The sequence below is a fragment of the Xanthomonas sp. DAR 34887 genome (genome assembly GCF_041245805.1).
GTDB classification, from domain to species: domain Bacteria; phylum Pseudomonadota; class Gammaproteobacteria; order Xanthomonadales; family Xanthomonadaceae; genus Xanthomonas_A; species Xanthomonas_A tesorieronis.
The window spans coordinates 3,863,330-3,884,699 of record NZ_CP162490.1 but is presented as its reverse complement, the minus strand read 5'-3'; the positions used below and the strand labels follow the sequence as shown (position 1 = coordinate 3,884,699).

23 protein-coding genes and 1 tRNA gene are annotated in these 21,370 nt (G+C 69.3%); 19 read left to right on the top strand and 5 right to left on the bottom strand.

The window, feature by feature from the left end:
• Positions 1–4 precede the first annotated feature (4 nt).
• Positions 5–958, bottom strand: a complete 954-nt coding sequence (locus AB3X08_RS16305; protein ID WP_369933870.1) for an AAA family ATPase — start codon at positions 956–958, stop codon at positions 5–7.
• A gap of 37 nt (positions 959–995) precedes the next feature.
• Here AB3X08_RS16305 and AB3X08_RS16300 point away from each other — a divergent pair, with 37 nt between their 5' ends.
• From AB3X08_RS16300 to AB3X08_RS16290, 3 genes are all read left to right on the top strand, one after another.
• On the top strand, positions 996–2,843 hold the full coding sequence (locus tag AB3X08_RS16300) for an ArnT family glycosyltransferase (protein WP_369933869.1): 1,848 nt from the start codon (positions 996–998) through the stop codon (positions 2,841–2,843).
• 82 nt (positions 2,844–2,925) lie between these two features.
• Positions 2,926–3,888, top strand: coding sequence for a glycosyltransferase family 2 protein (locus AB3X08_RS16295; RefSeq protein ID WP_369933868.1), 963 nt, complete (start codon positions 2,926–2,928; stop codon positions 3,886–3,888).
• Complete coding sequence (locus AB3X08_RS16290; protein WP_369933867.1) at positions 3,885–5,735, top strand: hypothetical protein; 1,851 nt, start codon at positions 3,885–3,887, stop codon at positions 5,733–5,735. Before AB3X08_RS16295 ends, AB3X08_RS16290 begins: the two co-directional genes overlap by 4 nt.
• 16 nt (positions 5,736–5,751) lie before the next feature.
• Here AB3X08_RS16290 and AB3X08_RS16285 read toward each other — a convergent pair whose 3' ends face one another.
• On the bottom strand, positions 5,752–6,324 hold the full coding sequence (locus AB3X08_RS16285; protein ID WP_369933866.1) for a Maf family nucleotide pyrophosphatase: 573 nt from the start codon (positions 6,322–6,324) through the stop codon (positions 5,752–5,754).
• Positions 6,325–6,450: 126 nt separating this feature from the next.
• Here AB3X08_RS16285 and AB3X08_RS16280 point away from each other — a divergent pair, with 126 nt between their 5' ends.
• The 14 genes from AB3X08_RS16280 (at position 6,451) to AB3X08_RS16215 (ending at position 18,168) form a co-directional block, all read left to right on the top strand.
• Positions 6,451–6,960 (top strand): YceD family protein, encoded by a 510-nt coding sequence (locus AB3X08_RS16280; protein ID WP_184411607.1) that lies wholly within the window; start codon positions 6,451–6,453, stop codon positions 6,958–6,960.
• A 101-nt stretch (positions 6,961–7,061) separates the two neighbouring features.
• Complete coding sequence (rpmF, locus tag AB3X08_RS16275) at positions 7,062–7,256, top strand: 50S ribosomal protein L32 (protein WP_184411606.1); 195 nt, start codon at positions 7,062–7,064, stop codon at positions 7,254–7,256.
• A gap of 96 nt (positions 7,257–7,352) precedes the next feature.
• The gene (locus AB3X08_RS16270; protein ID WP_369933864.1) at positions 7,353–8,336 is read left to right on the top strand and encodes a beta-ketoacyl-ACP synthase III; all 984 of its coding nucleotides are present in this window, start codon (positions 7,353–7,355) and stop codon (positions 8,334–8,336) included.
• Positions 8,337–8,706: 370 nt separating this feature from the next.
• Positions 8,707–9,366: a glutathione S-transferase family protein gene (locus AB3X08_RS16265; protein WP_369933863.1), complete on the top strand. Its 660-nt coding sequence runs from the start codon at positions 8,707–8,709 to the stop codon at positions 9,364–9,366.
• A gap of 240 nt (positions 9,367–9,606) precedes the next feature.
• Positions 9,607–10,551, top strand: coding sequence for an ACP S-malonyltransferase (gene fabD / locus AB3X08_RS16260; RefSeq protein WP_369933862.1), 945 nt, complete (start codon positions 9,607–9,609; stop codon positions 10,549–10,551).
• Between the two features lie 88 nt (positions 10,552–10,639).
• On the top strand, positions 10,640–11,383 hold the full coding sequence (fabG, locus tag AB3X08_RS16255; RefSeq protein ID WP_369933861.1) for a 3-oxoacyl-ACP reductase FabG: 744 nt from the start codon (positions 10,640–10,642) through the stop codon (positions 11,381–11,383).
• Positions 11,384–11,587: 204 nt separating this feature from the next.
• On the top strand, positions 11,588–11,827 hold the full coding sequence (acpP, locus tag AB3X08_RS16250) for an acyl carrier protein (protein ID WP_003468806.1): 240 nt from the start codon (positions 11,588–11,590) through the stop codon (positions 11,825–11,827).
• A gap of 129 nt (positions 11,828–11,956) precedes the next feature.
• Positions 11,957–13,192 (top strand): beta-ketoacyl-ACP synthase II, encoded by a 1,236-nt coding sequence (gene fabF / locus AB3X08_RS16245; RefSeq protein WP_369933860.1) that lies wholly within the window; start codon positions 11,957–11,959, stop codon positions 13,190–13,192.
• 349 nt (positions 13,193–13,541) lie between these two features.
• Complete coding sequence (locus tag AB3X08_RS16240) at positions 13,542–14,891, top strand: aminodeoxychorismate synthase component I (RefSeq protein ID WP_369933859.1); 1,350 nt, start codon at positions 13,542–13,544, stop codon at positions 14,889–14,891.
• A gap of 75 nt (positions 14,892–14,966) precedes the next feature.
• A complete protein-coding gene (mltG, locus tag AB3X08_RS16235; protein WP_369933858.1) occupies positions 14,967–16,028 on the top strand; it encodes an endolytic transglycosylase MltG in 1,062 nt (353 codons plus the stop codon).
• The gene (gene tmk / locus AB3X08_RS16230) at positions 16,025–16,693 is read left to right on the top strand and encodes a dTMP kinase (protein ID WP_369933857.1); all 669 of its coding nucleotides are present in this window, start codon (positions 16,025–16,027) and stop codon (positions 16,691–16,693) included. The genes mltG and tmk overlap by 4 nt, the downstream gene beginning before the upstream one ends.
• The gene (locus AB3X08_RS16225) at positions 16,690–17,667 is read left to right on the top strand and encodes a DNA polymerase III subunit delta' (protein ID WP_369933856.1); all 978 of its coding nucleotides are present in this window, start codon (positions 16,690–16,692) and stop codon (positions 17,665–17,667) included. The genes tmk and AB3X08_RS16225 overlap by 4 nt, the downstream gene beginning before the upstream one ends.
• Positions 17,664–18,017, top strand: a complete 354-nt coding sequence (locus AB3X08_RS16220) for a PilZ domain-containing protein (RefSeq protein ID WP_369933855.1) — start codon at positions 17,664–17,666, stop codon at positions 18,015–18,017. Before AB3X08_RS16225 ends, AB3X08_RS16220 begins: the two co-directional genes overlap by 4 nt.
• A gap of 76 nt (positions 18,018–18,093) precedes the next feature.
• Positions 18,094–18,168, top strand: a tRNA-Val gene (locus AB3X08_RS16215).
• A gap of 137 nt (positions 18,169–18,305) precedes the next feature.
• On the opposite strand, the gene AB3X08_RS16210 is transcribed toward AB3X08_RS16215, so the two are convergent.
• Both AB3X08_RS16210 and AB3X08_RS16205 read right to left on the bottom strand, forming a co-directional pair.
• Positions 18,306–18,563, bottom strand: a complete 258-nt coding sequence (locus AB3X08_RS16210; protein WP_369933854.1) for a Txe/YoeB family addiction module toxin — start codon at positions 18,561–18,563, stop codon at positions 18,306–18,308.
• On the bottom strand, positions 18,560–18,811 hold the full coding sequence (locus AB3X08_RS16205; RefSeq protein ID WP_369933853.1) for a type II toxin-antitoxin system Phd/YefM family antitoxin: 252 nt from the start codon (positions 18,809–18,811) through the stop codon (positions 18,560–18,562). The genes AB3X08_RS16210 and AB3X08_RS16205 overlap by 4 nt, the downstream gene beginning before the upstream one ends.
• A gap of 164 nt (positions 18,812–18,975) precedes the next feature.
• On the opposite strand from AB3X08_RS16205, the gene AB3X08_RS16200 reads away from it, so the two are divergent.
• Complete coding sequence (locus AB3X08_RS16200) at positions 18,976–19,731, top strand: DNA-formamidopyrimidine glycosylase family protein (RefSeq protein ID WP_369933852.1); 756 nt, start codon at positions 18,976–18,978, stop codon at positions 19,729–19,731.
• A 137-nt stretch (positions 19,732–19,868) separates the two neighbouring features.
• Here the strand turns inward: AB3X08_RS16200 and AB3X08_RS16195 are convergent, their stop codons facing one another.
• Entirely contained in the window at positions 19,869–20,591 is a 723-nt protein-coding gene (locus tag AB3X08_RS16195; RefSeq protein ID WP_369933851.1) for an ArsR/SmtB family transcription factor, read from the bottom strand.
• Between the two features lie 124 nt (positions 20,592–20,715).
• Here AB3X08_RS16195 and AB3X08_RS16190 point away from each other — a divergent pair, with 124 nt between their 5' ends.
• Positions 20,716–21,165 carry a nuclear transport factor 2 family protein gene (locus tag AB3X08_RS16190; RefSeq protein WP_369933850.1) on the top strand — a complete coding sequence of 150 codons (450 nt, stop codon included), beginning with the start codon at positions 20,716–20,718 and terminating at the stop codon, positions 21,163–21,165.
• The last annotated feature ends 205 nt before the right edge of the window (positions 21,166–21,370 follow it).

The following is a 21,370-nucleotide window of genomic DNA, read 5'->3' as shown; positions in this document are numbered from 1 at the left end:
CCGCTCAGTCCACCGCGACGCTGTGCAGGATCGCCTTGGCCAGCGCTTGCCCGGAGGCCGATTCCTGTTCGGCCACCAGGCGATGCTCGGCGACCGCCACGAACAGCGCCTGCACGTCTTCCGGCAGCGCATGCGCACGGCCCAGCAGCAGCGCGTGCGCCTTGGCCGCGCGCAGCAGCGCGATGCCGGCGCGTGGCGACAGGCCCACGCGCACACCCGGATGCTGGCGGCTGCGCGCGAGCAGCGCCTGCACGTAGCCGACCAGCGCCTCGCTGGCGTGGATCTGTTCCACGCCGTGCCGCAGCGCGGCCATGTCGGTGTCGCTGAGCAGCGGCCGCGCCTGCGCGATCAGGTCGCGGCGGTCGCTGCCGCTGAGCAGCGCGCGTTCGGATTCGGCGCTTGGATAGCCCAGCGCCAGACGCAGCAGGAAGCGATCCAGCTGCGAATCGGGCAGCGGGAAGGTGCCCGACAGGTCCACCGGATTCTGCGTGGCGATGACGAAGAACGGCGCCGGCAGCGGATGCGTCGTGCCGTCCAGCGTGACCTGCTGTTCGGCCATCGCTTCCAGCAGCGCGCTCTGCGTGCGCGGCGGCGCGCGGTTGATCTCGTCGGCGAGCAGCACGTGGGTGAACACCGGACCGGGATGGAACTGGAACTGGCGCGATTGCGCATCGTACACCGACACGCCGAGCACATCGGCCGGCAGCAGGTCGGAGGTGAACTGCACGCGCTGGAAGCTCAGTCCCAGGCTCGCGGCCAGCGCATGCGCCAGCGTGGTCTTGCCGAGTCCGGGCAGGTCCTCGATCAGCAGATGTCCGCCGGACAGCAGCGCGACAAAGGCCATGCGCACCTGTTGCGGCTTGCCCAGGACCAGCGAATTGACCTGCTGCTGGGCCTGCGCAAGCGCCTCGCGCAGCGTATCGGTTAGCATTTCAGGCAAGCGGGGCGGAGTAGGCATCGCATTCTCGCAACGGGTTTAGGGGAGTCTAAAGGCAATGCAAGGCGAACAACGTGCACGCACCACCTTCATGGTGCTGTGGGTGCTGGTGACCGCGGCCAAGCTGCTGGCGGCCGCGCGCCTGCCGTTGTTCGTCGACGAGGCGTTCTACTGGCAGGAGGGCCAGCACCTGGCCGCCGCCTACTCGGATCTGCCCGGGCTGACCGCGTGGCTGGCGCGGCTGGGCGTGGCGCTCGGCGGCGAACACCTGTTGGCGCTGCGCGCGCCGTTCCTGCTGCTGTCGGCATCGATGCCGTGGCTGATCGCGCGCATCGCCACGCGCTGGTTCGGCGCGGTGGCCGGCTGGCGCGCCGGCAGCCTGACCTTGCTGATGCCGCTGTCGGGCACGCTCGGCATCCTCGCGCTGCCGGACGTGCCGATGGCGCTGGCGACGATCCTGTGCATGGACGCCAGCGCGCGGCTGCTGCGCCAGATCGATGCGATGAGCGCGGTGGAACTGGCGCTGGGCCTGGCCTTGGGCGCGCTGAGCCACTACCGCTTCGCCGGAGTGATCGGGGTCGGCGCGATCGCGTTGCTGCTGATCCCGCAGGGCCGGCGCATGCTGCGCGATCCGCAGGTGTGGGTGGCGCTGGCGATGGGCATCGTCGCCTGGCTGCCGCTGCTGGCCTGGAATGCGGACAATGGCGAGGCCGGGGTCAAGTTCCAGTTGATCGATCGGCATCCATGGAGCTTCCAGCCCAGCGGCATCGCCTTCGTGCTGATCCAGGGCCTGTTGGTCACGCCGCTGCTGGCGGTGGCGATGTGGAAGGTGGCGCTGGTGGCCACGCGTGGCGGCGGCAGCGGCGGCGCGCGCGTGCAATGGCGTTACTTCGGCCTGCTCGGTGGCGTGTCCACGCTGGGCATCTTTCTGCTCGGCTTCTTCACCGATGCCGAGCGCATCAGTTTCCATTGGCCGTTGCCGGGCTATCTGGCCTTGCTGATCGCCGCGCCGGTGATCCTCAACGGCTGGCCGAAACGGCTGCGTCGCGCGACCTGGCTGCTGACCGGCATCGGCCTGGTCGGCGCGTTCGGCTATTACCTGGCGGTGTCGGTGCCGTCGGTGCGCGAGCATGCCGCCGGCGACAAGTACTACCCGCGCAACTTCGCCGGCTGGAAACCGCTGGCCTCGGCGGTGCGCCGCGAACTGGCGGCGATGCCGCCGGGCACGCAGGTGCTGGCCGACAACTTCAAGGTCGGTGCCGAGCTCGGGTTCGAACTGGGCGATGCCGATATCCACGTGCTGCCGCATGCCTTGAACGACAAGCACGGGCGCAGCGCGCAGTTGCGCCAGTGGGGGCTGCTCAGCGACGGCCGCCGCGATGGGCCGCGGCTGCTGGTGCTGTCGCCCAGCGACATGAAATACCGGCTGCTGCTGCAGCGCTATCACGCGGTGTGCGAGCTGGTCGGCCCGCTGCCGCCGCCGAAGGTGGTGTCCAGCGATCACGGCAGCCAGCGCTTCCTGTTGTTCGCGCTGCCGGCGCAGCGCCTGCCCGGGCCGTGCACGACGCCGGCGATGGCCTGGTTCAACACGCCGGGCGTGGGCGACAAGGTCGCGCCCCATTTCGAAGTGTCCGGCTGGGCGTTCAAGGACGGCGTGGGCATCGACCGGGTCGAGGTGCTGCTCGATGGCAAGGTGGCCGCGCAGGCGCGCTACGGCGAGCGCTACGACATCACCGCGTTCTGGAAGATCTCCACCGATCCGGGCCATCCCAACGTCGGTTTCCGCGCCGAACTCGATGCCAGCGGCCTGGCGCCGGGCACGCATTGGCTCGGCCTGCGCCTGCATGGCCGCGACGGCAGCGTCGAGGACTGGTGGGAACAGCCGATCGAACTGCGCCGGCGCTGATAGCATGGCGCGCCTTTCCACGCCCGCCGCCCAGGACCGCCCGCCGCCCATGCCGAGTCTTTCTGCCGCCCGCGCTGCGGCCATGCCACGGATCGCGGTGCTGGTTCCCTGCCACAACGAAGCGGCCACGATCGGCCAAGTCGTCGCCGCCTTCGCCGCGCAGTTGCCGACGGCGAGCATCCACGTGTTCGACAACAATTCCAGCGACGCCACCATCGCGATCGCGCGCGCGGCCGGCGCGCAGGTGCGCGAGGTCGCATTGCAGGGCAAGGGCAACGTGGTGCGGCGCCTGTTCGCCGATGTCGAGGCCGACGTGTACGTGCTGGTCGATGGCGATGCGACCTACGACGCGACGATGGCGCCGGCGCTGATCGAGCGCCTGCTACGCGATGGCCTGGACATGGTGGTCGGCGCGCGGCGCAGCGACGCCGCCGCCGCCTATCGCGCCGGGCACCGCGCCGGCAACGTGCTGCTGACCCGCTGCGTGAGTTTCCTGTTCGGCCGCAGCTTCGACGACATGCTGTCCGGCTACCGGGTGTTCTCGCGGCGCTACGTGAAGTCGTTTCCCGCCCATGCCGCCGGCTTCGAGACCGAGACCGAACTGGCGGTGCACGCCCTGCAGTTGCGCATGCCGGTGGCGGAAGTGGCCACGGCCTACGGCGCGCGGCCGCAAGGCTCGCAGAGCAAGCTGCGCACCTGGCACGACGGCACGCGGATCCTGCTGACCATCCTGCGCCTGTTCAAGGCCGAGCGGCCGTTGCTGTTCTTCTCGCTGGGCTTCGGCGCCTGCGTGGCGCTGGCGCTGGGGCTGGCGGTGCCGCTGGTGCTCACCTATGCGCACACCGGCCTGGTGCCGCGCTTCCCGACCGCGATCCTGTGTTCGGCGCTGATGCTGCTCGGCTTCCTGTTGCTGGCCTGCGGGCTGATCCTGGACACGGTCACGCGCGGCCGGGTCGAGGCCAAGCGCCTGGCCTATCTGGCGATCCCGGCGCTGCCGTTGCGCGGGCCGTCGACCTCTCCCGCAGCCGAAGGCGACAAGGCATGAGTGCGGCAAGCGCCGCAGTGCCGCGTCCGAGCCGCCGCCGGCGCCTGTTGCATGCGCTGGATCGCCGTTTCGCCTTCCACAACCGCAGCAACGTGATCGCTGCCGGCATCGCGGTGGCGCTGCTCGGCGGCCTGCTGTCGCTGCTGCTGGGCCAGGACGCCAACTGGGATCTGCGCAATTACCACCTGTACAACGGCTATGCCGCGCTGCATGGCCGCCTCGGTGTGGACCTGGCGCCGGCGCAGCTGCAGAGCTACTTCAATCCGTTGCTGGACGTGCTGCACTACGCGCTGATGACCGGCCTGCCGGCACCGCTGGCGGGCTTCGCGATGGGCGCGCTGCACGCACTGGCGTTCCTGCTGCTGGCCGGCATCGTCTGGCAGGTGCTGGATCCGCGCCTGGACCGCGCGCGGCTGGCGCCATGGCTGGCCCTGGCCGGCATGTGCAGCGCCGCGTTCCTGTCCGAGTTCGCCGGCAGCATGGCCGACAACAGCAGTGCGCTGCCGGTGCTGGGCGCGGTGCTGGCCGCGCTGCACGCGCAGCGCCGGCAACAGGCGGCCGGGCAGGGCGTGGCGGTGGCGTGGTGGGCGCTGGCCGGGGCGTTGCTGGGCCTGGCGCTGGCCTGCAAGCTGACCAATGTGCTGTTTGCGCTCGCGCTGGGCGTCGCCGCGCTGGTCGCGGGCGGGCGCCCGCGGCAGCGCCTGGGCGGCGCCGCGGTGCTGACCGTGGTCACCGTGCTCGGTTTCGCGATCCTGGCCGGGCCATGGTTGCTGGGCGTGTGGAAGACCTTCGGCAACCCGCTGTTCCCTCAGTTCAACAGCCACTTCCTGGCGCCGTTGGCGCAGCCGGTCGCGCTCAGCGATACGCGCTGGTTGCCGCAGGGCTGGCTGCAGTGGCTGAGCTGGCCGCTGCACTTCTCGTTCGCGCCGAACCGGGTCAGCGAGGTCGCCCTGCGGCAGATCGTCTGGCCGTTGCTGTACCTGGTCGGCCTGGCCGCGCTGCTGCGGTGCGCGCTGCGCCGGCCGCCCCGGTCCGCGGCGGCCAGCGACGTGGTCGCGCCGGCATGGCGCGCACTGCTGGTGTTCTTCGTGGTCGCCTACCTGGCCTGGCAGTCGGTCTTCAGCATCCAGCGCTACCTGGTGGTGCCGGAGTTGCTGGCGCCGCTGATGCTGTGGGTCGGGCTGCGGCGGTTGCTGCCGGCACGCGTCGCCGCGCCGGCGGCGCGTTGGGCGCTGATCGCCTGCGCGCTGGTCGCCCTCCACGGCTGGGGCGACTGGGGCCACGAGCGCTGGGCGCGCGCGGCGTTCCGGGTGCAGGCGCCGAGCATGCCGCAGCCGGCGCGCAGCCTGGTGCTGTTGGTCGGCGACGTGCCGCAATCGTGGCGCATCCCGTTCCTGCCGGCGCAGGCGGCGTATGCGTCGGTGGCGTCCAATTTCCCCGAATCGCCGGCCTATGCCGAGCGCGTGCGGGCGATGCTGGCCGCGCGCGGCCAGGGCTATGCGCTGTTGCCGGCGAGGGTGGACCGCAACGTCGCGCGCTTGCAGCGGCTCAATGCGCTGGCTGCGCGGCTGGGCCTGGACCGGGGGCCGGACTGCCAGTTGATGCGGCGCCTGGCGCATCGACCGGTGCGCGCGGCGGTGACCGAGCGCGATGGCCGCTGCCAGTGGACGCTGTCGCCGGAACGGGCCATCGACATCGCCGCGGGCGACCGCGAAGCGCTGGCCCTGGCCGACCGGCAGTTGGCCCGCTACGGGCTGGCGTTGCAGTTGGACACCTGCGCGGTCCACGAGTCCTGGGTCGGGCAGGCGCGCTACCCCTACCAGTGGTGCCGGATCGGCCAGCGCTGACGCCGGCCGTCGCCGGCTAGGGCAGCACGTAGCCGGCCTCGCGCAGCAGCCCGGCCAGGCCGATCAACGGCAGCCCGACCAGCGCGGTCGGGTCCTGGCTGTGGATCGCGCTGAACAGGCTGATGCCCAGGCCTTCGCACTTGAAGCTGCCGGCGCAGTCCAGCGGCTGCTCGGCGGCGACGTAGCGGGCGATTTCCGCGGCCTGCAGCACGCGAAAGCGCACTTCGGTCAGGTCGCACAGCTGCAGCGCGCGCGCGCCGCGCAGCAGGCACACCGCGGTATGGAAGTGCACGCTGCGCCCGGACATCGCCGCCAGCTGCGCCTGCGCGGCTTCGGCATGGCCGGGCTTGCCCAGCGGCTGGCCATCGAGTTCGGCGACCTGGTCGGAGCCGATCACCCAGGCATCGGGCGCGCCGGCGGCCACCGCCGCGGCCTTGGCCCGCGCCAGGCGCTGCGCCAGCGCCAGCGGCGCTTCTCCCGGCAGCGGCGTCTCCTCCACCTGTGGGCGGACGCTGTCGAAGGGCAGGCGCAGACGCTGCAGCAGCTCGCGGCGGTAGACGGAGGTGGAGGCCAGGATCAGGCGCGGCATCGGCGAGGTCGGGCAAGGCGGCGCGGGCGCCGGGGCCGGCAGTCTGCGGCGCTGCGCGCGGCCGGGCAAGCAGCATGACGGGACGGTTTGACAGCGCTGGTCCTAGTCCTTAACATTCTGCGGCTTATGTCCGCGAACGTGCCCGAACTGTTGGATGCCTGGCGGATGGTCGCAGCGCGCAGGGTCTTCGAAGACCGCCTGCCGCTCTCGGCGATGACCCGTCTGCAAGGCAGCCTGGCCGATACCGAAGGCGAATGCCGCTACACGATGGAATTCGGCCGCGACGCTGTACTGCAAGTGTCCTACGTCGAACTGACGCTCGAAACCGAGCTGCCGCTGATCTGTCAGCGCAGCCTGCAGCGCTTCCTGCTGCCGGTCTCGACCGTGCAGCGGCTGGGACTGATCCGTAGCGAGGACGAGGAAGCCGCGCTGCCGCCGGATTACGAGGCCTTGCTGGTGCCCGACGATGGCCAGCTGCGGCCCGCCGATCTGGTCGAGGACGAGTTGGTGCTGGCGGTGCCGTTGGTGCCGGTGGCGCCCGGAAGCGAGGCGGTCGAACAGGACTGGCCGGCGACCGAGGAAGAAGTGAGCAAGGCCAACCCGTTCGCGGCGTTGGCGGCGCTGAAGAAACAGTAGCGGCCGGCCCGCCGGACGCTGCCTGAGGTTGTTGCCGGACGCGCGCGTCCTGCGCGACGTAATGACGACAGATGTAAACGAACCGAGTTTGGAGCAATCCCATGGCTGTGCAGAAATCCCGTGTCACCCCGTCCCGCCGCGGCCAGCGCCGTTCGCACGACGCCCTCAGCGCCAAGCAGCTGTCGACCGACCCGACCAGCGGCGAGACCCACCTGCGCCACCACATCACCGCCGACGGCTACTACCGCGGCAAGAAGGTGATCGCCACCAAGACCTCGCAGGTCGAAGAAGATTGATCCGTGCCCGTCCATCGCGCCGCGGCGGACGGAGTCACCCATCTTCACAGGCCGCGCCCGCGCGGGCGGCCTGCGTAACAGGCAACAGGAATCAGCATGAGCAAGCGGATCTATTCCAGGATCGCGGGCACCGGTAGCTATTTGCCTGAAAAAGTGTTGACCAACGACGATCTGTCGCAGATGGTCGACACCAGCGACGAATGGATCCGCACCCGGACCGGCATTCGCGAGCGGCACATCGCCGCGCCGGGCCAGACCGCCGGCGACCTCGGCTACGAAGCCGCGTTGCAGGCGATCGCCGCCGCCGGCATCGATGTCGCCGCGCTGGACATGATCGTGGTCGGCACCACCACTCCGGACCTGATCTTCCCGTCCACCGCCTGCCTGATCCAGGCGCGGCTGGGCGCGGTCGGTTGCGCCGCGCTGGACGTCAACGCCGCCTGCTCGGGCTTCGTCTACGCGCTCAGCGTGGCCGACAAGTTCATCCGCTGCGGCGACGCCAAGACCGTGCTGGTGATCGGCACCGAGACCCTGAGCCGCATCGTCGACTGGACCGAGCGCACCACCTGCGTGCTGTTCGGCGACGGCGCCGGCGCGGTGGTCCTGCGCGCCGACGCCGACACTGGCATCCTCAGCACCCATCTGCATGCCGACGGCAGCAAGAAGGAACTGCTGTGGAATCCGGTCGGCATCTCCACCGGGCTCGGCGACGGCACCGGCGACGCCTCTGCCGGCGGCATCCAGATGAAGGGCAGCGAGGTGTTCAAGTACGCGGTCAAGGCGCTGGACGCGGTGGTCGACGAGACCCTCGAGGCCAACGGCCTGGACAAGCACGACCTGGACTGGCTGATCCCGCACCAGGCCAACCTGCGCATCATCGAAGCCACCGCCAAGCGCCTGGACCTGCCGATGGAGCAGGTGGTGGTGACGGTGGACATCCATGGCAACACCTCGTCCGCCTCGGTGCCGATGGCGCTGGACGTGGCGGTGCGTTCCGGCCGCGTGCAGCGCGGCCAGCTGCTGCTGCTGGAAGCCTTCGGCGGCGGCTTCACCTGGGGCTCGGCGCTGCTGCGCTACTGAGCCTGCAGGTTCCTGCTGCACCTGGCCTGCGCGCCACGTGCGGCGCGGCGCTGCGGACATGCGCGGCGCTTCGCTCCAGAGCCCCGATGCGGTGGCGATAGCGCCCATCTTCGTCGGCGCTGAACACGGCTGCCGGGCCGTGTGGCGCATGGAGCCTGGCGCGCCGCGCCTGCCTCGGCATCCGCTGCATCTGCTTGGGCGCATGGCCCGCTGCACCGCGAAACGCGTGCCGCCGGCAATGCGTCGCCGGAGAGGGGTATTCGCAATGCGCGAAGCGCTTCTGTGGATGTCGATTCCTGCCGCCGATGGTCGTCGTAGGACAGCGTAGGCCAACACGCCTGCGCTCCTGTCCTGTCCGAGGTGACCGACGATGCCACTGCAGCTCTACGCCCATCCGTTCTCGTCCTATTGCCAGAAGGTCCTGGTCGCGCTGTACGAAAACGGCACGCCGTTCGAGTACCGGCGGCTGTCGCCCGACCACCCCCAGCCGATGGCCGAACTGACCGCGCGCTGGCCCTTCGGCCGCTTCCCGGTGCTGGTGGACGGCGAACGGACGATCGCCGAATCGACCGTCATCATCGAACATCTCGCCCTGCACCAGCCGGGGCCGGTGCGCCTGCTGCCATCCGATCCGGATGCGGCGCTCGAGGTCCGTTTCATGGACCGCTTCTTCGACAACTACATCTCCACGCCGCAGCAGAAAATCGTGTCCGATCGGCTGCGGGCGGAAGGCGAGCGCGATCCGCGCGGGGTCGCCGATGCCCGCGCCCTGCTCGACACGGCCTATGCCTGGCTGGAGACGGCGCTGGCCGGCCGGACCTGGGCTACCGGCGACGCGTTCACCCTGGCCGATTGCGCCGCGGCGCCGTTCCTGTTCTATGCGGACTGGACGCATCCGATCGCTGCGACGTTCGCGAACGTCGGGGCCTACCGCAAACGCCTGCTGGCACGGCCGTCGTTCGCCCGCGCGGTGGACGAAGCGCGGCCTTATCGGGCGTTGTTCCCGCTCGGTGCACACGACCGCGACTGAGCATGCCTGGCGGAAGGACCGGACGCCTCGAAGCGGACCAGGCGCCGGTGCGGCGTCCGCGCGCCGGACACGCCGCGGCGGCGCCGCACTGCTGCGGCTCGCCCTGTTTGGTCACTTAACCCAGGGCTGCCGCGCAGGCGGCCAGGGTGACGGCTGCGGCGGGCGCACATACGCCCGGGTACAGACGCATGGCCGGTTTCGCCCGTATCATCGCCGCTCGATTTTTGCAGGCGCATCCGCGTGACCGATTCCACACTCGCCTTTGTTTTCCCCGGCCAGGGTTCGCAATCGCTGGGCATGCTGGCCGAACTGTCCGAACTGCATCCGCAGCTGCGCGACAGCTTCGTCGAAGCCTCCGACGGCGCCGGCGTCGACCTGTGGGCGCTGACCCAGGGCGGCCCCGAGGAAATGCTCAACCGCACCGAGTACACCCAGCCGGCGCTGCTGGCGGCGAGCGTGGCGCTGTGGCGGCTGTGGCTGGCCCAGGGCGGCGCGCGTCCGGCGCTGCTGGCCGGGCACAGCCTGGGCGAATACAGCGCGCTGGTCGCGGCCGGCGCGCTGTCGCTGCGCGACGGCGCGCACCTGGTGCGCCTGCGCGGCCAGCTGATGCAGGACGCGGCCCCGGCCGGCGTCGGCGCGATGGCCGCGGTGATCGGCGCCGAGGACGCGCTGGTCGAGGACGTCTGCGCGCAGGCCGCCGGCAGTCAGGTGGTGGTGCCGGCCAACTACAACTCGCCCGGCCAGGTAGTGATCGGCGGCGACGCGGCGGCGGTCGACCGCGCGCTGGCGCTGCTCGCCGAGCGCGGCGTGCGCAAGACGGTCAAGCTGGCGGTCAGCGTGCCCTCGCATACGCCGCTGATGCGCGAGGCGGCCAACCGCCTGGCCGAGGCGATGCGCGGCATGGCCTGGCACGCGACGCAACTGCCGGTGGTGCAGAACGTGGATGCGCAGGTGCACGACGGCGTCGATGCGATCCGCCAGGCGCTGGTCGAGCAGCTGTACCTGCCGGTGCGCTGGACCGGCTGCGTGCAGGCGCTGGCCGCGCGCGGCGCCACCCGCGTGGCCGAATGCGGCCCGGGCAAGGTGTTGACCGGGCTGATCAAGCGCATCGACAAGGCGCTGGACGCGCGCGCGCTGGCCACGCCGGCCGACTTCGCCACCGCGCTCGAGACTTGGGCCGCCTGATCCCGCTGCCGCGCACGGGCGGCTACGCCCGCGGCGGTCTCCTTTCCCGCGGCGCCTCGCGCGCCGTCCTTCCCCCAAGGAACAGCAGATGAGCAAGCCATTGCAGGGTGAGATCGCCCTCGTCACCGGCGCCAGCCGCGGCATCGGCGCGGCCATCGCCGACACCCTGGCCGCACAGGGCGCCACCGTCGTCGGCACCGCCACCTCCGCCTCCGGCGCGCAGGCGATCGGTGAGCGACTGGCCGCCCACGGCGGCCACGGCCGCGCGCTGGACGTCACCGACCCGGCCGCGGTCGAGGCGTTGATCGAGGCGATCGGCAAGGATTTCGGCGCGGTCTCGATCCTGGTCAACAACGCCGGCGTCACCCGCGACAACCTGCTGATGCGGATGAAGGAAGAGGACTGGCAGACGATCATCGACACCAACCTGACCAGCGTGTTCCGCACCTCCAAGGCGGTGCTGCGCGGCATGATGAAGGCGCGCAAGGGCCGTATCGTCAACATCGCCTCGGTGGTCGGCGTGACCGGCAATCCGGGCCAGGCCAACTATGCCGCGGCCAAGGCCGGGATCATCGCCTTCTCCAAGTCGATGGCCAAGGAAATCGGCTCGCGCGGCATCACCGTCAACGTGGTCGCGCCGGGCTTCATCGACACCGACATGACCAAGGCGCTGCCCGAGGCGCAACGCACCGCGTTGCTCGAGCAGATCGCGCTCGGCCAGCTCGGCCAGCCGGCCGACATCGCCAACGCGGTGGCGTTCCTGGTCGGCCCCGGGGCCGGCTACATCACCGGAGAGACCCTGCATGTGAACGGCGGGATGTACATGCCGTAAGCCTGCGGCGCAAGGACCGCGCCTAAGTGGCTGATCGATGGGCGTTTGTGCAGCGATGCAAGCGCCGGGCGGTTTCCACTACACTATCCAACGCGGCCATCGCAGCCCGATGGCGTTTTGTGAGTCCCTCACAGGAGCACCGCACATCCAAGCGCGGGGATCCTAAACTCGAACCACCACTACTCCATCTGGAGCGATATCCCAATGAGCACCATCGAAGAACGCGTCAAGAAAATCGTCGTCGAGCAACTCGGCGTCAAGGAAGAAGAAGTCACCAACAGCGCATCGTTCGTCGATGACCTGGGTGCCGACTCGCTGGACACCGTCGAGCTGGTGATGGCGCTGGAAGAAGAGTTCGAGTGCGAAATTCCGGACGAAGAAGCCGAGAAGATCACCTCGGTGCAGCAGGCCATCGACTACGTCAAGTCGCACGTCAAGAGCTGATGCTGCGTTCTCGATCGCGATCGGCGCCTGCGTGGGTCCGGTCCGCGTGACAATCCCATGGGGCCGCGCATGCGGCCCTGTGTTTTTACAGCGTCAACGCCGCGCGCATCGCGGCGAGGAGATTTCGCAATGAGCCGTCGCGTCGTCGTAACCGGCATGGGCCTGGTATCGCCGTTGGGCAATGACCTGGCCAGCAGTTGGGATGGCATCATCAACGGGCGTTCCGGCATCGGCCCGATCACCCAGATCGATGCGTCGCAGTTCACCACCAAGATCGCCGGCGAGATCAAGGATTTCGATCCGACCAAGTTCATCTCGTCCAAGGACGCGCGCAAGATGGATTCGTTCATCCATTACGGCGTCGGCGCCTCGTTCATGGCGCTGGACGATTCGGGCCTGGTGATCGACGACAGCAACGCCGAACGCATCGGCGCGATCCTCGGCTCGGGCATCGGCGGCCTGCTCGGCATCGAGGAGCAGACCATCAAATTCCACGAGGGCGGCGCGCGCAAGATCTCGCCGTTCTACGTTCCCAGCACCATCATCAACATGCTGCCGGGGCAGGTGAGCCTGATCAAGGGCCTGAAGGGTCCGACCTTCTCGGCGGTCTCGGCCTGCGCCACCTCCAACCACTCCATCGGCACCGCGATGCGCATGATCCAGCACGGCGACGCCGACGTGATGCTGGCCGGCGGCGCCGAGCGCGGCTCCTCGCCGACCTCGGTGGGCGGCTTCTGCTCGATGAAGGCGATGTCCACCCGCAACGACGATCCCGCCGCCGCCTCGCGGCCGTGGGACAAGCAGCGCGACGGCTTCGTGCTCGGCGACGGCGCCGGCGTGCTGGTGCTGGAAGAGTACGAGCACGCCAAGGCACGCGGCGCGCGCATCTATGCCGAGCTGGTCGGCTTCGGCGCCAGTTCCGACGCCTTCCACATGACCGCCCCGAGCGAGGACGGCGAAGGCGCCGCGCGCAGCATGGTCGCGGCGATGAAGGACGCCAAGCTCAATCCCGAGCAGATCGATTACCTCAACGCGCACGGCACCTCCACGCCGCTGGGCGATCTGGCCGAGACGCTGGCGATGAAGCGCGCGCTGGGCGATCACGCCTACAAGACCATGGTCAGTTCGACCAAGTCGATGACCGGGCACCTGCTCGGCGCGGCCGGCGGCGCCGAGGCGATCTTCTCGGTGATGGCGATCCATGCCGGCGTGATCCCGCCGACGATCAACCTGGAAGAGCCGGGCGAAGGCTGCGACCTGGACTACGTGCCGAACGTGGCGCGCGAGAAGAAGATCGACGTGGCGATGTCCAATGGGTTCGGCTTCGGCGGGACCAATGGGACCTTGGTGTTCAAGCGCATTTGAGTGAGCCGGGATTGGGGAGTGGGGATTCGGGATTGGCAAGAGCGTCCCGTTTCGCCGGCCATTCGAGCGCGTTCTTTAGTGTGAAAGGCGCTTGTGGTGGGCGGCGCGTCCGCCCAGCTTTGGGCGAGAGGACTTGCAGCGCCGATGCCTGGGGGTTTGCGCTGGCGCAGCGGCGATCCACGTCCGCGCAATCGCAGCCGCGATCGGATCGGTCGGTTGATGCGATCCCGCGGCTGCGTCGCCGCGGATGCATCCACCGCTGCGCAGTTGCAGATACGCCGATTCTTCGCGCCTGAGCGACGCCGCGCCGCCTGCGTCCGCATCACCTCCATCTTCCACCGGATCACCGATGCTACGTACCGTTCCCCTGCCGGCCGATACCGATCTGCTGGCGCTGCATCGCCTGGCGCCGCAGCGCTATCCGTTGCTGCTGGAATCGGCGGCGTCGGGCACCGCGCAGGGCCGCTGGGACCTGCTGCTGATCGCCAGCGGCGAGGGCCTGCGCCTGGACCGCGATGGCCTCACCCGCGACCTGCACGGCGCCGTGGTCGAAGGCGATTTCCTGGCTGCGCTGGATGCGCAGTGGCAGGCCGAACGCTGCGAACGCGACGCGCCACGCTGGCCGTTCCGCGGTGGCTGGGCGCTGCTGCTGGACTACGAACTGGCGGCGCAGGTCGAACCGGTGCTGCAGTTGCCGCAGGGGCAGGCGACGACACCGACAGCGCTCGCGTTGCGCTGTCCCGCCGCGTTGCTGCGCGACCACGCCAGCGGCGAATGCGTGGCGCTGGCGGAAACCGCGCATGCGGGGCTGCTGGATGTGGCGCTCGCCGATCTGCGGGCGCTGCCCGGGGCCGCCGCGTTGCCGCCCTGGACCGCGCCGCTGGCGATCGACGAAGACCCGCCGCAGCGCTTCGTCGACGGCGTGCGCCGCATCCTCGACTACCTGCGTGCCGGCGACGTGTTCCAGGTCAACCTGTCGCGGCGCTGGTCGGCGCGCTTCGCCGCCGCGCTGGATCCGGCCGCGTTGTACGCGCAGCTGCGCCGCGCCAATCCGGCGCCGTTCGCCGGCCTGTTCGCCAGTCATGGCCGCGCGGTGGTCAGTTCCTCGCCGGAGCGGCTGGTGTCGGTGCGCGGCGACGTGGTCGAGACCCGGCCGATCGCCGGCACCCGCCCGCGCGCGCCCGGCGACGACGAAGCCGCGCGCATCCGCGAGCTGGTCGGGCACCCCAAGGAGCGCGCCGAGCACGTGATGCTGATCGACCTGGAGCGCAACGACCTGGGCCGGGTCTGCGCGCCGGGCAGCGTCGAGGTCGACGAGCTGATGACGGTGGAAAGCTATGCCCATGTGCACCACATCGTCAGCAACGTACGCGGTCGGCTGCGTGCCGGGGTCAGCCCTGGCGACGTGATCCGCGCCACCTTCCCCGGCGGCACCATCACCGGCTGCCCCAAGGTGCGCTGCATGCAGATCATTGCCGAACTGGAGCAGACCCCGCGCGGCGCCTACACCGGCGCGTTCGGCTGGCTCAACCGCGACGGCGACATGGACCTGAACATCCTGATCCGCACCGCCGAAGTGGAGGGCGCGCAGGCGCATTTCCGCACCGGCGCCGGCATCGTGGTCGATTCGCAGCCCGAGCGCGAACTCGACGAGACCCGGGCCAAGGCACGCGGCCTGCTGCGCGCGCTGGAACCGTGAGCGGCGCGGTCGCGATACCGGCCGATGCCGGCCGCGCGGTATCCTGCACCCCGTTGAATTCGCTTCGAGGTGGTCGTGGCTTGGGCTAAACGCGGGTGTCTGACCCTGCTGGCGACAGTGCTGGCGCTGGCGCTGCTGGCCGCCGCGGCCGGCGCGTGGTGGTGGCAGGGCTATCGCGCCTTCTCCGACCAGCCGCTGCATGCGGCGCAGCCCAGCGTGGAAGTGGCGCGCGGCGATTCGTTCAACGGCGTGCTGCGCAAGCTGCGCGCGGCCGGCATCGACCAGGGCAGCAATCTGCAGTGGCAACTGTTGGCGCGCCAGCTCGATGCCGCCGGCAAGCTCAAGGTCGGCGAATACGCGCTGCAGCCGGCGCTGAGCCCGCGCGAGCTGTTGAACCGCATGCGCAAGGGCCAGGTGATCCACTACCGCTTCACCATCGTCGAAGGCTGGAACATCCGCCAGCTGCGCTCGGCGCTGAACGCGGCCACGCCGCTGCGCCACGCCACCGCCGACCTCAGCGACAGCGAACTGATGGCCAAGCTCGGCCAGCCCAGGCAACACCCGGAAGGCCGCTTCCTGCCGGAGACCTACCTGTACCAGCGCGAGGACAGCGACCTGGACGTGCTGCAGCGCGCCCATGCGGCCATGGACAAGGCGCTGGCCGAGGCCTGGGACGCGCGCGCCAAAGACCTGCCGCTGCAATCGCCGGAGCAGGCGTTGACCCTGGCCTCGATCGTGGAGAAGGAAACCGGCCTGGCCGCCGAGCGCCCGCAGATCGCCGGCGTGTTCGCGCGCCGCCTGCAGCAGGGCATGAAGCTGCAGACCGATCCGACCGTGATCTACGGCATCGGCAGCGCCTACGACGGCAACATCCGCAAGCGCGACCTGGAAACCGATACGCCGTACAACACCTACACCCGCAGCGGCCTGCCGCCGACCCCGATCGCCATGCCCGGCCGCGACGCGCTGCGCGCGGCGACCAATCCGGCACCCGGCGACAGCCTGTACTTTGTCGCGGTCGGCGACGGCAGCGGCGCGCACGCGTTTTCCGCCAGCTATGCCGAGCACACCGCGGCGGTGGCGCGCTATCTGCAGCGCTTGCGCCAGGCACGCAGCGATGCGGCGGTGACGCCATGAGCGACGCTGTGCTGCGCCACCATCGCTTCGTCAGCCTGGAAGGCGGCGAGGGCGCCGGCAAGACCACCGCGATCAACGCGATCCGCGACTGGCTGCAGGCGCAGGGCCACGAGGTGGTGCTGACCCGCGAACCAGGCGGCACGCCGCTGGCCGAACGCATCCGCGAACTGCTGCTCAACAACGCGCCGGCGCTGCAGCCGGCCGAGCCGCTGGCCGCCGAGACCGAACTGCTGCTGGTGTTCGCCGCGCGCGCCCAGCACGTGCGCGAGGTGATCCGCCCGGCGCTGCAGCGCGGCGCCTACGTGGTCAGCGACCGCTTCACCGATTCCAGCTACGCCTATCAGGGCGAGGGCCGCGGTCTGGACCGCGCCTGGATCGCCGACCTGGAACGGCGCGCGGTCGGCCTGCAGCCCGGCCTGACCCTGCTGCTGGACCTGGACGTGCAGATCGGCCGCGCCCGCACCAGCGGCCGCGACCTGTGGCCGGACCGGATCGAGAGCGAGCAGGACGATTTCTTCCAGCGCGTGCGCGCCGGCTTCCGCCAACGCGCCACGCAGGACCCGCAGCGCTTCCGCATCATCGACGCCAGCCAGCCGCCGCAGGCGGTGGCGCACGACGTGGCCGCGGCGCTGGCTGCCTGGGTGCAGCAGGAGCGCGCGCCATGAGCCCCGCTTCGACCGACGCGCTGCCGTTCGCGCCCTGGCAGCAGCGCGCCTACGAGCAGACCGTGGCCGCGCTCGACGCCGGCCGGCTCGGCCATGGCCTGCTGATCTGCGGCCCGGACGGCCTGGGCAAGCGCGCGGTGGCGCTGAAGCTGGCCGCGCACGTGCTCGGCCAGGGCGAGCCGGCCGCGAACCAGCGCAGCGCGCAGCTGATCGCCGCCGGCACCCATCCCGACCTGCAGTTGGTCTCGTTCATTCCCAACCGCACCGGCGACAAGCTGCGCACCGAGATCGTCATCGAACAGGTGCGCGAGATCTCGCAGAAGCTGGCGCTGACCCCGCAGTACGGCATCGCCCAGGTGGTGGTGGTGGACCCGGCCGACGCGATCAACCGCGCCGCCTGCAATGCCCTGCTCAAGACCCTGGAAGAGCCGCAACCCGGCCGTTACCTGTGGCTGATCAGCGCGCAGCCGGCGCGGCTGCCGGCGACCATCCGCAGCCGCTGCCAGCGCCTGGAATTCAAGCTGCCGCCGGCCGACGAGGCGATCGCCTGGCTGCTGGCCCAGGATTTCCCGGAAAAGACCGCACGCGAGGCGCTGGCCGCCGCGCGTGGCCATCCCGGGTTGGCCGCGCAGTGGCTGCGCGAGGACGGTTTGAAGCTGCGCCGGCAGGTGGCCGCGGACCTGGAGCAGGTCGCCGCGGGCAAGCTGGGCACGGTCGAGGCGGCGCAGCGCTGGAGCGCCGACGGCTTCGCCGAGCAACGTCTGGGCCATGCCGCCGACCTGGCGCTGGCGCAGGCCTCGCAGGGCGGCTTGACCGACCCGGCGCGATTGCACAAGCTGGCCACCTGGTTCGACGCAGCCAATCGCACCCGCGACCTGCTGCGCACCACCGTCCGTGGCGACCTGGCCATCGCGGAACTGTTGTTGGCCTGGCGCGATGGCGAGCGTCCGGTCCGGAGAGGGGGACAACGATGAGTGCGACGAGCGGACGGCAGGGCATCCTGTCGCTGGCAGTGAAGGACAAGGCGGCGCTGTACAACGCGTACATGCCGTTCGTGAAGAACGGCGGCATCTTCGTGCCCACGCCCAAGCGCTATTTCCTGGGCGACGAAGTGTTCCTGCTGCTGACCCTGCCCGATTCCAGCGAGCGCCTGCCGGTGGCCGGCAAGGTGATCTGGGTGACCCCGATGGGCGCCCAGGGCAACCGCACCGCCGGCATCGGCGTGCAATTGCCGGACAACAGCGAAGGCGAGACCATCCGCAACAAGATCGAGACCCAGCTGGCCGGCACCCTCAGCGCCGACAAGCCCACCCAGACCATGTAGCGGCCACGCCTGCATGGCGTCGGCGGGAACCGTTGACGCCAGCCGCAGCAGCCCTATAATGTGCGGCTCGCGACACGGGCGGTTAGCTCAGCGGTAGAGCATTGCCTTCACACGGCAAGGGTCGCAGGTTCGAACCCTGCACCGCCCACCAAAAAAGATTCCTGGTTTCCAATGGGGATTCGCGAAACGGAAAAAGCCGGTCATGTGCCGGCTTTTTTGTTGTCCTGCATTGGCCCTGCAAACCGTCGTTACGGCAGAGCACCTACGCATCGTGCTGTAGCAACGAAGCTACACGTAGTGGTAGCGCACCTGCGCGATCAGCAGGACGCCGGCCTCGACCTTGTAGACGATGCGGTGTTCGTCGTCGATGCGCCGCGACCAATAGCCGGCCAGGGCGTGGCGCAGCGGTTCTGGCTTGCCGACGCCTTGGAAGGGATCGCGTTGGATGGCTTTGATCAGGTCGTTGACGCGCTTGAGCATCTTCTTGTCGGTCTGCTGCCAGTAGAGGTAGTCCTCCCAGGCGTTGTCCGAGAACTGCAGCATCACTCGGCCAGTTCGCGCGGCTTGCCGCGACCGGCCTCAAGCTGGGCGATGGATTCCAGCAGGCGCTGCGCGCTCTTCGGGCTGCGTAGCAGGTAGGCGGTTTCCTCCATCGCCTTGTAGTCCTCCAGCGACAGCATGACCACGGATTGCTCGCGGCTGCGGGTGATGATCACCGGCTCGTGGTTGTTGATGACGCGGTCCATGGTGTCTGCGAGGGCGGCGCGTGCGGCGCTGTACGTGATGGTGTCCATATCGGGCTCCAGTTGTACAAATAATTGTACATGTGCGTCGAGGCGTGTCAATCAGGGCTTACTTGCCTGCAACTCGAGGCAGCAAACAGCGCATGTAAGCACCGTGTCGATACAGGATCGTTTCGGCTCACGATCGGCTCACGGCCATTCCCGATACTGCAGGCATGCCAGAAGGTCCTTCGATCGTCATCCTGAAAGAAGAGGCGGCCGCGTTCGCGGGCCGCAAGGTGCTGCGGGTGTCCGGCAACAGCAAGCAGGAGCTGGCGCGGATGCTGGGCCGCAAGATCCTGTCGCTGCGCAGCTGGGGCAAGCACTTCCTGATCGAGTTCGACGGGTTCAGTGTGCGCATCCATTTCCTGCTGTTCGGCAGCTACCGGATCAATGCGCGCAAGGACGCGTCGCCGCGGTTGAGCCTGGGCTTCGCCAAGGGCGAGGAGCTGAATTTCTACGCGTGTTCGATCAAGTTCATCGAGGGCGCGCTGGACGAGGCCTATGACTGGACCGCGGACGTGATGAACCCCGACTGGGATGCGGCGCAGGCGCGGCGCAAGTTGCGCCTGCGGCCGCGTACGCTGGCCGCCGATGTGTTGCTGGACCAGGACGTGTTTGCCGGGGTCGGCAACATCATCAAGAACGAGGTGCTATTTCGCATCCGCGTACATCCGGAGAGCGAAATCGGGGCATTGCCGCCGCGCAAGCTCGCCGAGCTGGTGACGCAGGCGCGCGAGTACAGCTTCGATTTCTACAACTGGAAAAAGGCCTTCGTGCTGAAGAAGCACTACCAGGTGCATACCAAGACCACCTGCCCGCGCGACGGTCATCTGCTGACCTATCGCAAGCAGCTCGGCAAGGCGCAGCGGCGCGCGTTCTTCTGCGAGCACTGCCAGCGCCGGTATGCGCTGGACGCTTCCGAAGCATGAGCCTTCTAAAAAAGGCGTCGTTCGCGACCGGTGAGTTCGGATCCCTATGCGATGGCCGCGGCGCTCCTCGCTGCCGCGCGATCCGGTGCTGAGACTCCTGCGTAGAGCGCATTGCAACTGTCGGAATGGTTTGGCGCTCAGGAAGCAAGTGTCAGTTCGTCGCCGGCAAGCCGGTGGATTCCCAGTTCCGTGTGCAGGCCGGCCCAGCCGCTATCGGTGATGTGGATCGCGCGCGAGCCGTCGCTGCGGCGTAGCCAGCGTTTGGCGCAAAGCAGCGCAAGCAATTCGACGCCGAGCGGACCGGCGAGGTGGTGCTTGCGTTCGGTCCAGTCCAGGCACTGTCGTGCGATGCCGAGCCTGGTCGGGACGAGGCGCGAAACGTCCAGCCCCATCCGCGCGAACCACGCGCTGCCTTCGGTGGACACCGCGTATTTCTTGTCGTCTTGTCTGACGATCAGCGCGCGCCGCTCCAGCGCTTCGGTCACCGCGATGCCCAGTCGCCCTGCCAGATGGTCGTAACAGCATCTGGCCAAGGCCAGCGATTGCTGCTTGGTCCCTGCTTTTCGGCATCGCGGTGCGGCGGGTGCGGCGAGGGTCGCCAGGTTCTCCAGGGCGAACGCGACGTGGGAACCGGCCAGCCGGTAGTAGCGGTGGCGGCCCTGGGCTTCGACCGCCAGCAAGCCGCCGTCCAGCAGTTTCGCCAGGTGCGAGCTCGCCGTCTGCGGGGTGACGCCGCCGGCGAAGGCGAGTTCGCCGGCAGGCAGGGCGCGCCCATCGATCAGCGCCATCAACATGGCGGCGCGGGCGGGATCGGCGATGAGGAAGGCGGTCGCGGCAAGCTTGGGCTGTTCGACCGGCATCGTGTGCACTCCTGGCGGGCACGGCCATCATAGAGCGCGCCTTGCCGGAACGCTTCGATACGCATCGAATCGACGGCCTGCGCATGTTCCTAGACTGCAGCGCACTACATTCGGAGTGTCTTGCATGAGCGGAATCGAAGCGCGGTCGAACGGCGCGGAAGGCGATGCCCGCCGCATCTTCGAGCAATGGCACCGCAGCGTCGTCGCACGGAATCTGGACGCGCTGATGGCGCTGTATGCGCAAGACGCGATGCTGGAAACGCCGTTGGCGTATGTGGTCTCCGCAGGGCGGCAAGATGGGAGGCTGCAGGGGCGCGAGGCGATCAGGACGTTCTTCGCTGCCTCTTTCGCACAGCCCGAAAACCGCCTCGGTCGCTGGTATCGCACCGGCCGTTGCCATGCGTCCCACCGCCAAGTGGTGTGGGAATATCCGCGAGAAACGCCGCAGGGCGATCAGGTCGACCTGGTGGAAGTCATGGATCTCGACGCGCGCGGCCTGATCGCGTGCCATCGGGTGTACTGGGGCTGGAAAGGCGTGCAGACGCTGCTGACCGGGCTGGGTAGGCTGCCGTAAACGCGGTCCCTGTAACGGCTCGAGTGGGGGTTCGGTCAGGGTGCGTGGCGTGCGTCATTGGCGTCCCTGGTGCCAGATCGGGCGGCGCACGCCGTTGTTCGTGCCTGCGCGATCGACAGCCAGCGACGATGTTGCCGACGCCTTTGGTTCCGCGGATTCGGTTTCCTGCTCCGGCGCAGCGGGGTTTCGTCACACCACGGCTGGC

Coding starts and splice junctions, on each gene's coding strand:
- AB3X08_RS16225 (WP_369933856.1), top strand. CDS start 16,690: ATGAGCCCCGCTTCGACCGACGCGCTGCCGTTCGCGCCCTGGCAGCAG.
- AB3X08_RS16265 (WP_369933863.1), top strand. CDS start 8,707: ATGCCACTGCAGCTCTACGCCCATCCGTTCTCGTCCTATTGCCAGAAG.
- AB3X08_RS16300 (WP_369933869.1), top strand. CDS start 996: ATGCAAGGCGAACAACGTGCACGCACCACCTTCATGGTGCTGTGGGTG.
- acpP (WP_003468806.1), top strand. CDS start 11,588: ATGAGCACCATCGAAGAACGCGTCAAGAAAATCGTCGTCGAGCAACTC.
- AB3X08_RS16220 (WP_369933855.1), top strand. CDS start 17,664: ATGAGTGCGACGAGCGGACGGCAGGGCATCCTGTCGCTGGCAGTGAAG.
- fabF (WP_369933860.1), top strand. CDS start 11,957: ATGAGCCGTCGCGTCGTCGTAACCGGCATGGGCCTGGTATCGCCGTTG.
- tmk (WP_369933857.1), top strand. CDS start 16,025: ATGAGCGACGCTGTGCTGCGCCACCATCGCTTCGTCAGCCTGGAAGGC.
- AB3X08_RS16200 (WP_369933852.1), top strand. CDS start 18,976: ATGCCAGAAGGTCCTTCGATCGTCATCCTGAAAGAAGAGGCGGCCGCG.
- AB3X08_RS16270 (WP_369933864.1), top strand. CDS start 7,353: ATGAGCAAGCGGATCTATTCCAGGATCGCGGGCACCGGTAGCTATTTG.
- AB3X08_RS16195 (WP_369933851.1), bottom strand. CDS start 20,591: ATGCCGGTCGAACAGCCCAAGCTTGCCGCGACCGCCTTCCTCATCGCC.
- fabG (WP_369933861.1), top strand. CDS start 10,640: ATGAGCAAGCCATTGCAGGGTGAGATCGCCCTCGTCACCGGCGCCAGC.
- AB3X08_RS16190 (WP_369933850.1), top strand. CDS start 20,716: ATGAGCGGAATCGAAGCGCGGTCGAACGGCGCGGAAGGCGATGCCCGC.
- AB3X08_RS16285 (WP_369933866.1), bottom strand. CDS start 6,324: ATGCCGCGCCTGATCCTGGCCTCCACCTCCGTCTACCGCCGCGAGCTG.
- AB3X08_RS16240 (WP_369933859.1), top strand. CDS start 13,542: ATGCTACGTACCGTTCCCCTGCCGGCCGATACCGATCTGCTGGCGCTG.
- rpmF (WP_184411606.1), top strand. CDS start 7,062: ATGGCTGTGCAGAAATCCCGTGTCACCCCGTCCCGCCGCGGCCAGCGC.
- AB3X08_RS16280 (WP_184411607.1), top strand. CDS start 6,451: ATGTCCGCGAACGTGCCCGAACTGTTGGATGCCTGGCGGATGGTCGCA.
- AB3X08_RS16295 (WP_369933868.1), top strand. CDS start 2,926: ATGCCACGGATCGCGGTGCTGGTTCCCTGCCACAACGAAGCGGCCACG.
- AB3X08_RS16305 (WP_369933870.1), bottom strand. CDS start 958: ATGCCTACTCCGCCCCGCTTGCCTGAAATGCTAACCGATACGCTGCGC.
- AB3X08_RS16290 (WP_369933867.1), top strand. CDS start 3,885: ATGAGTGCGGCAAGCGCCGCAGTGCCGCGTCCGAGCCGCCGCCGGCGC.
- AB3X08_RS16205 (WP_369933853.1), bottom strand. CDS start 18,811: ATGGACACCATCACGTACAGCGCCGCACGCGCCGCCCTCGCAGACACC.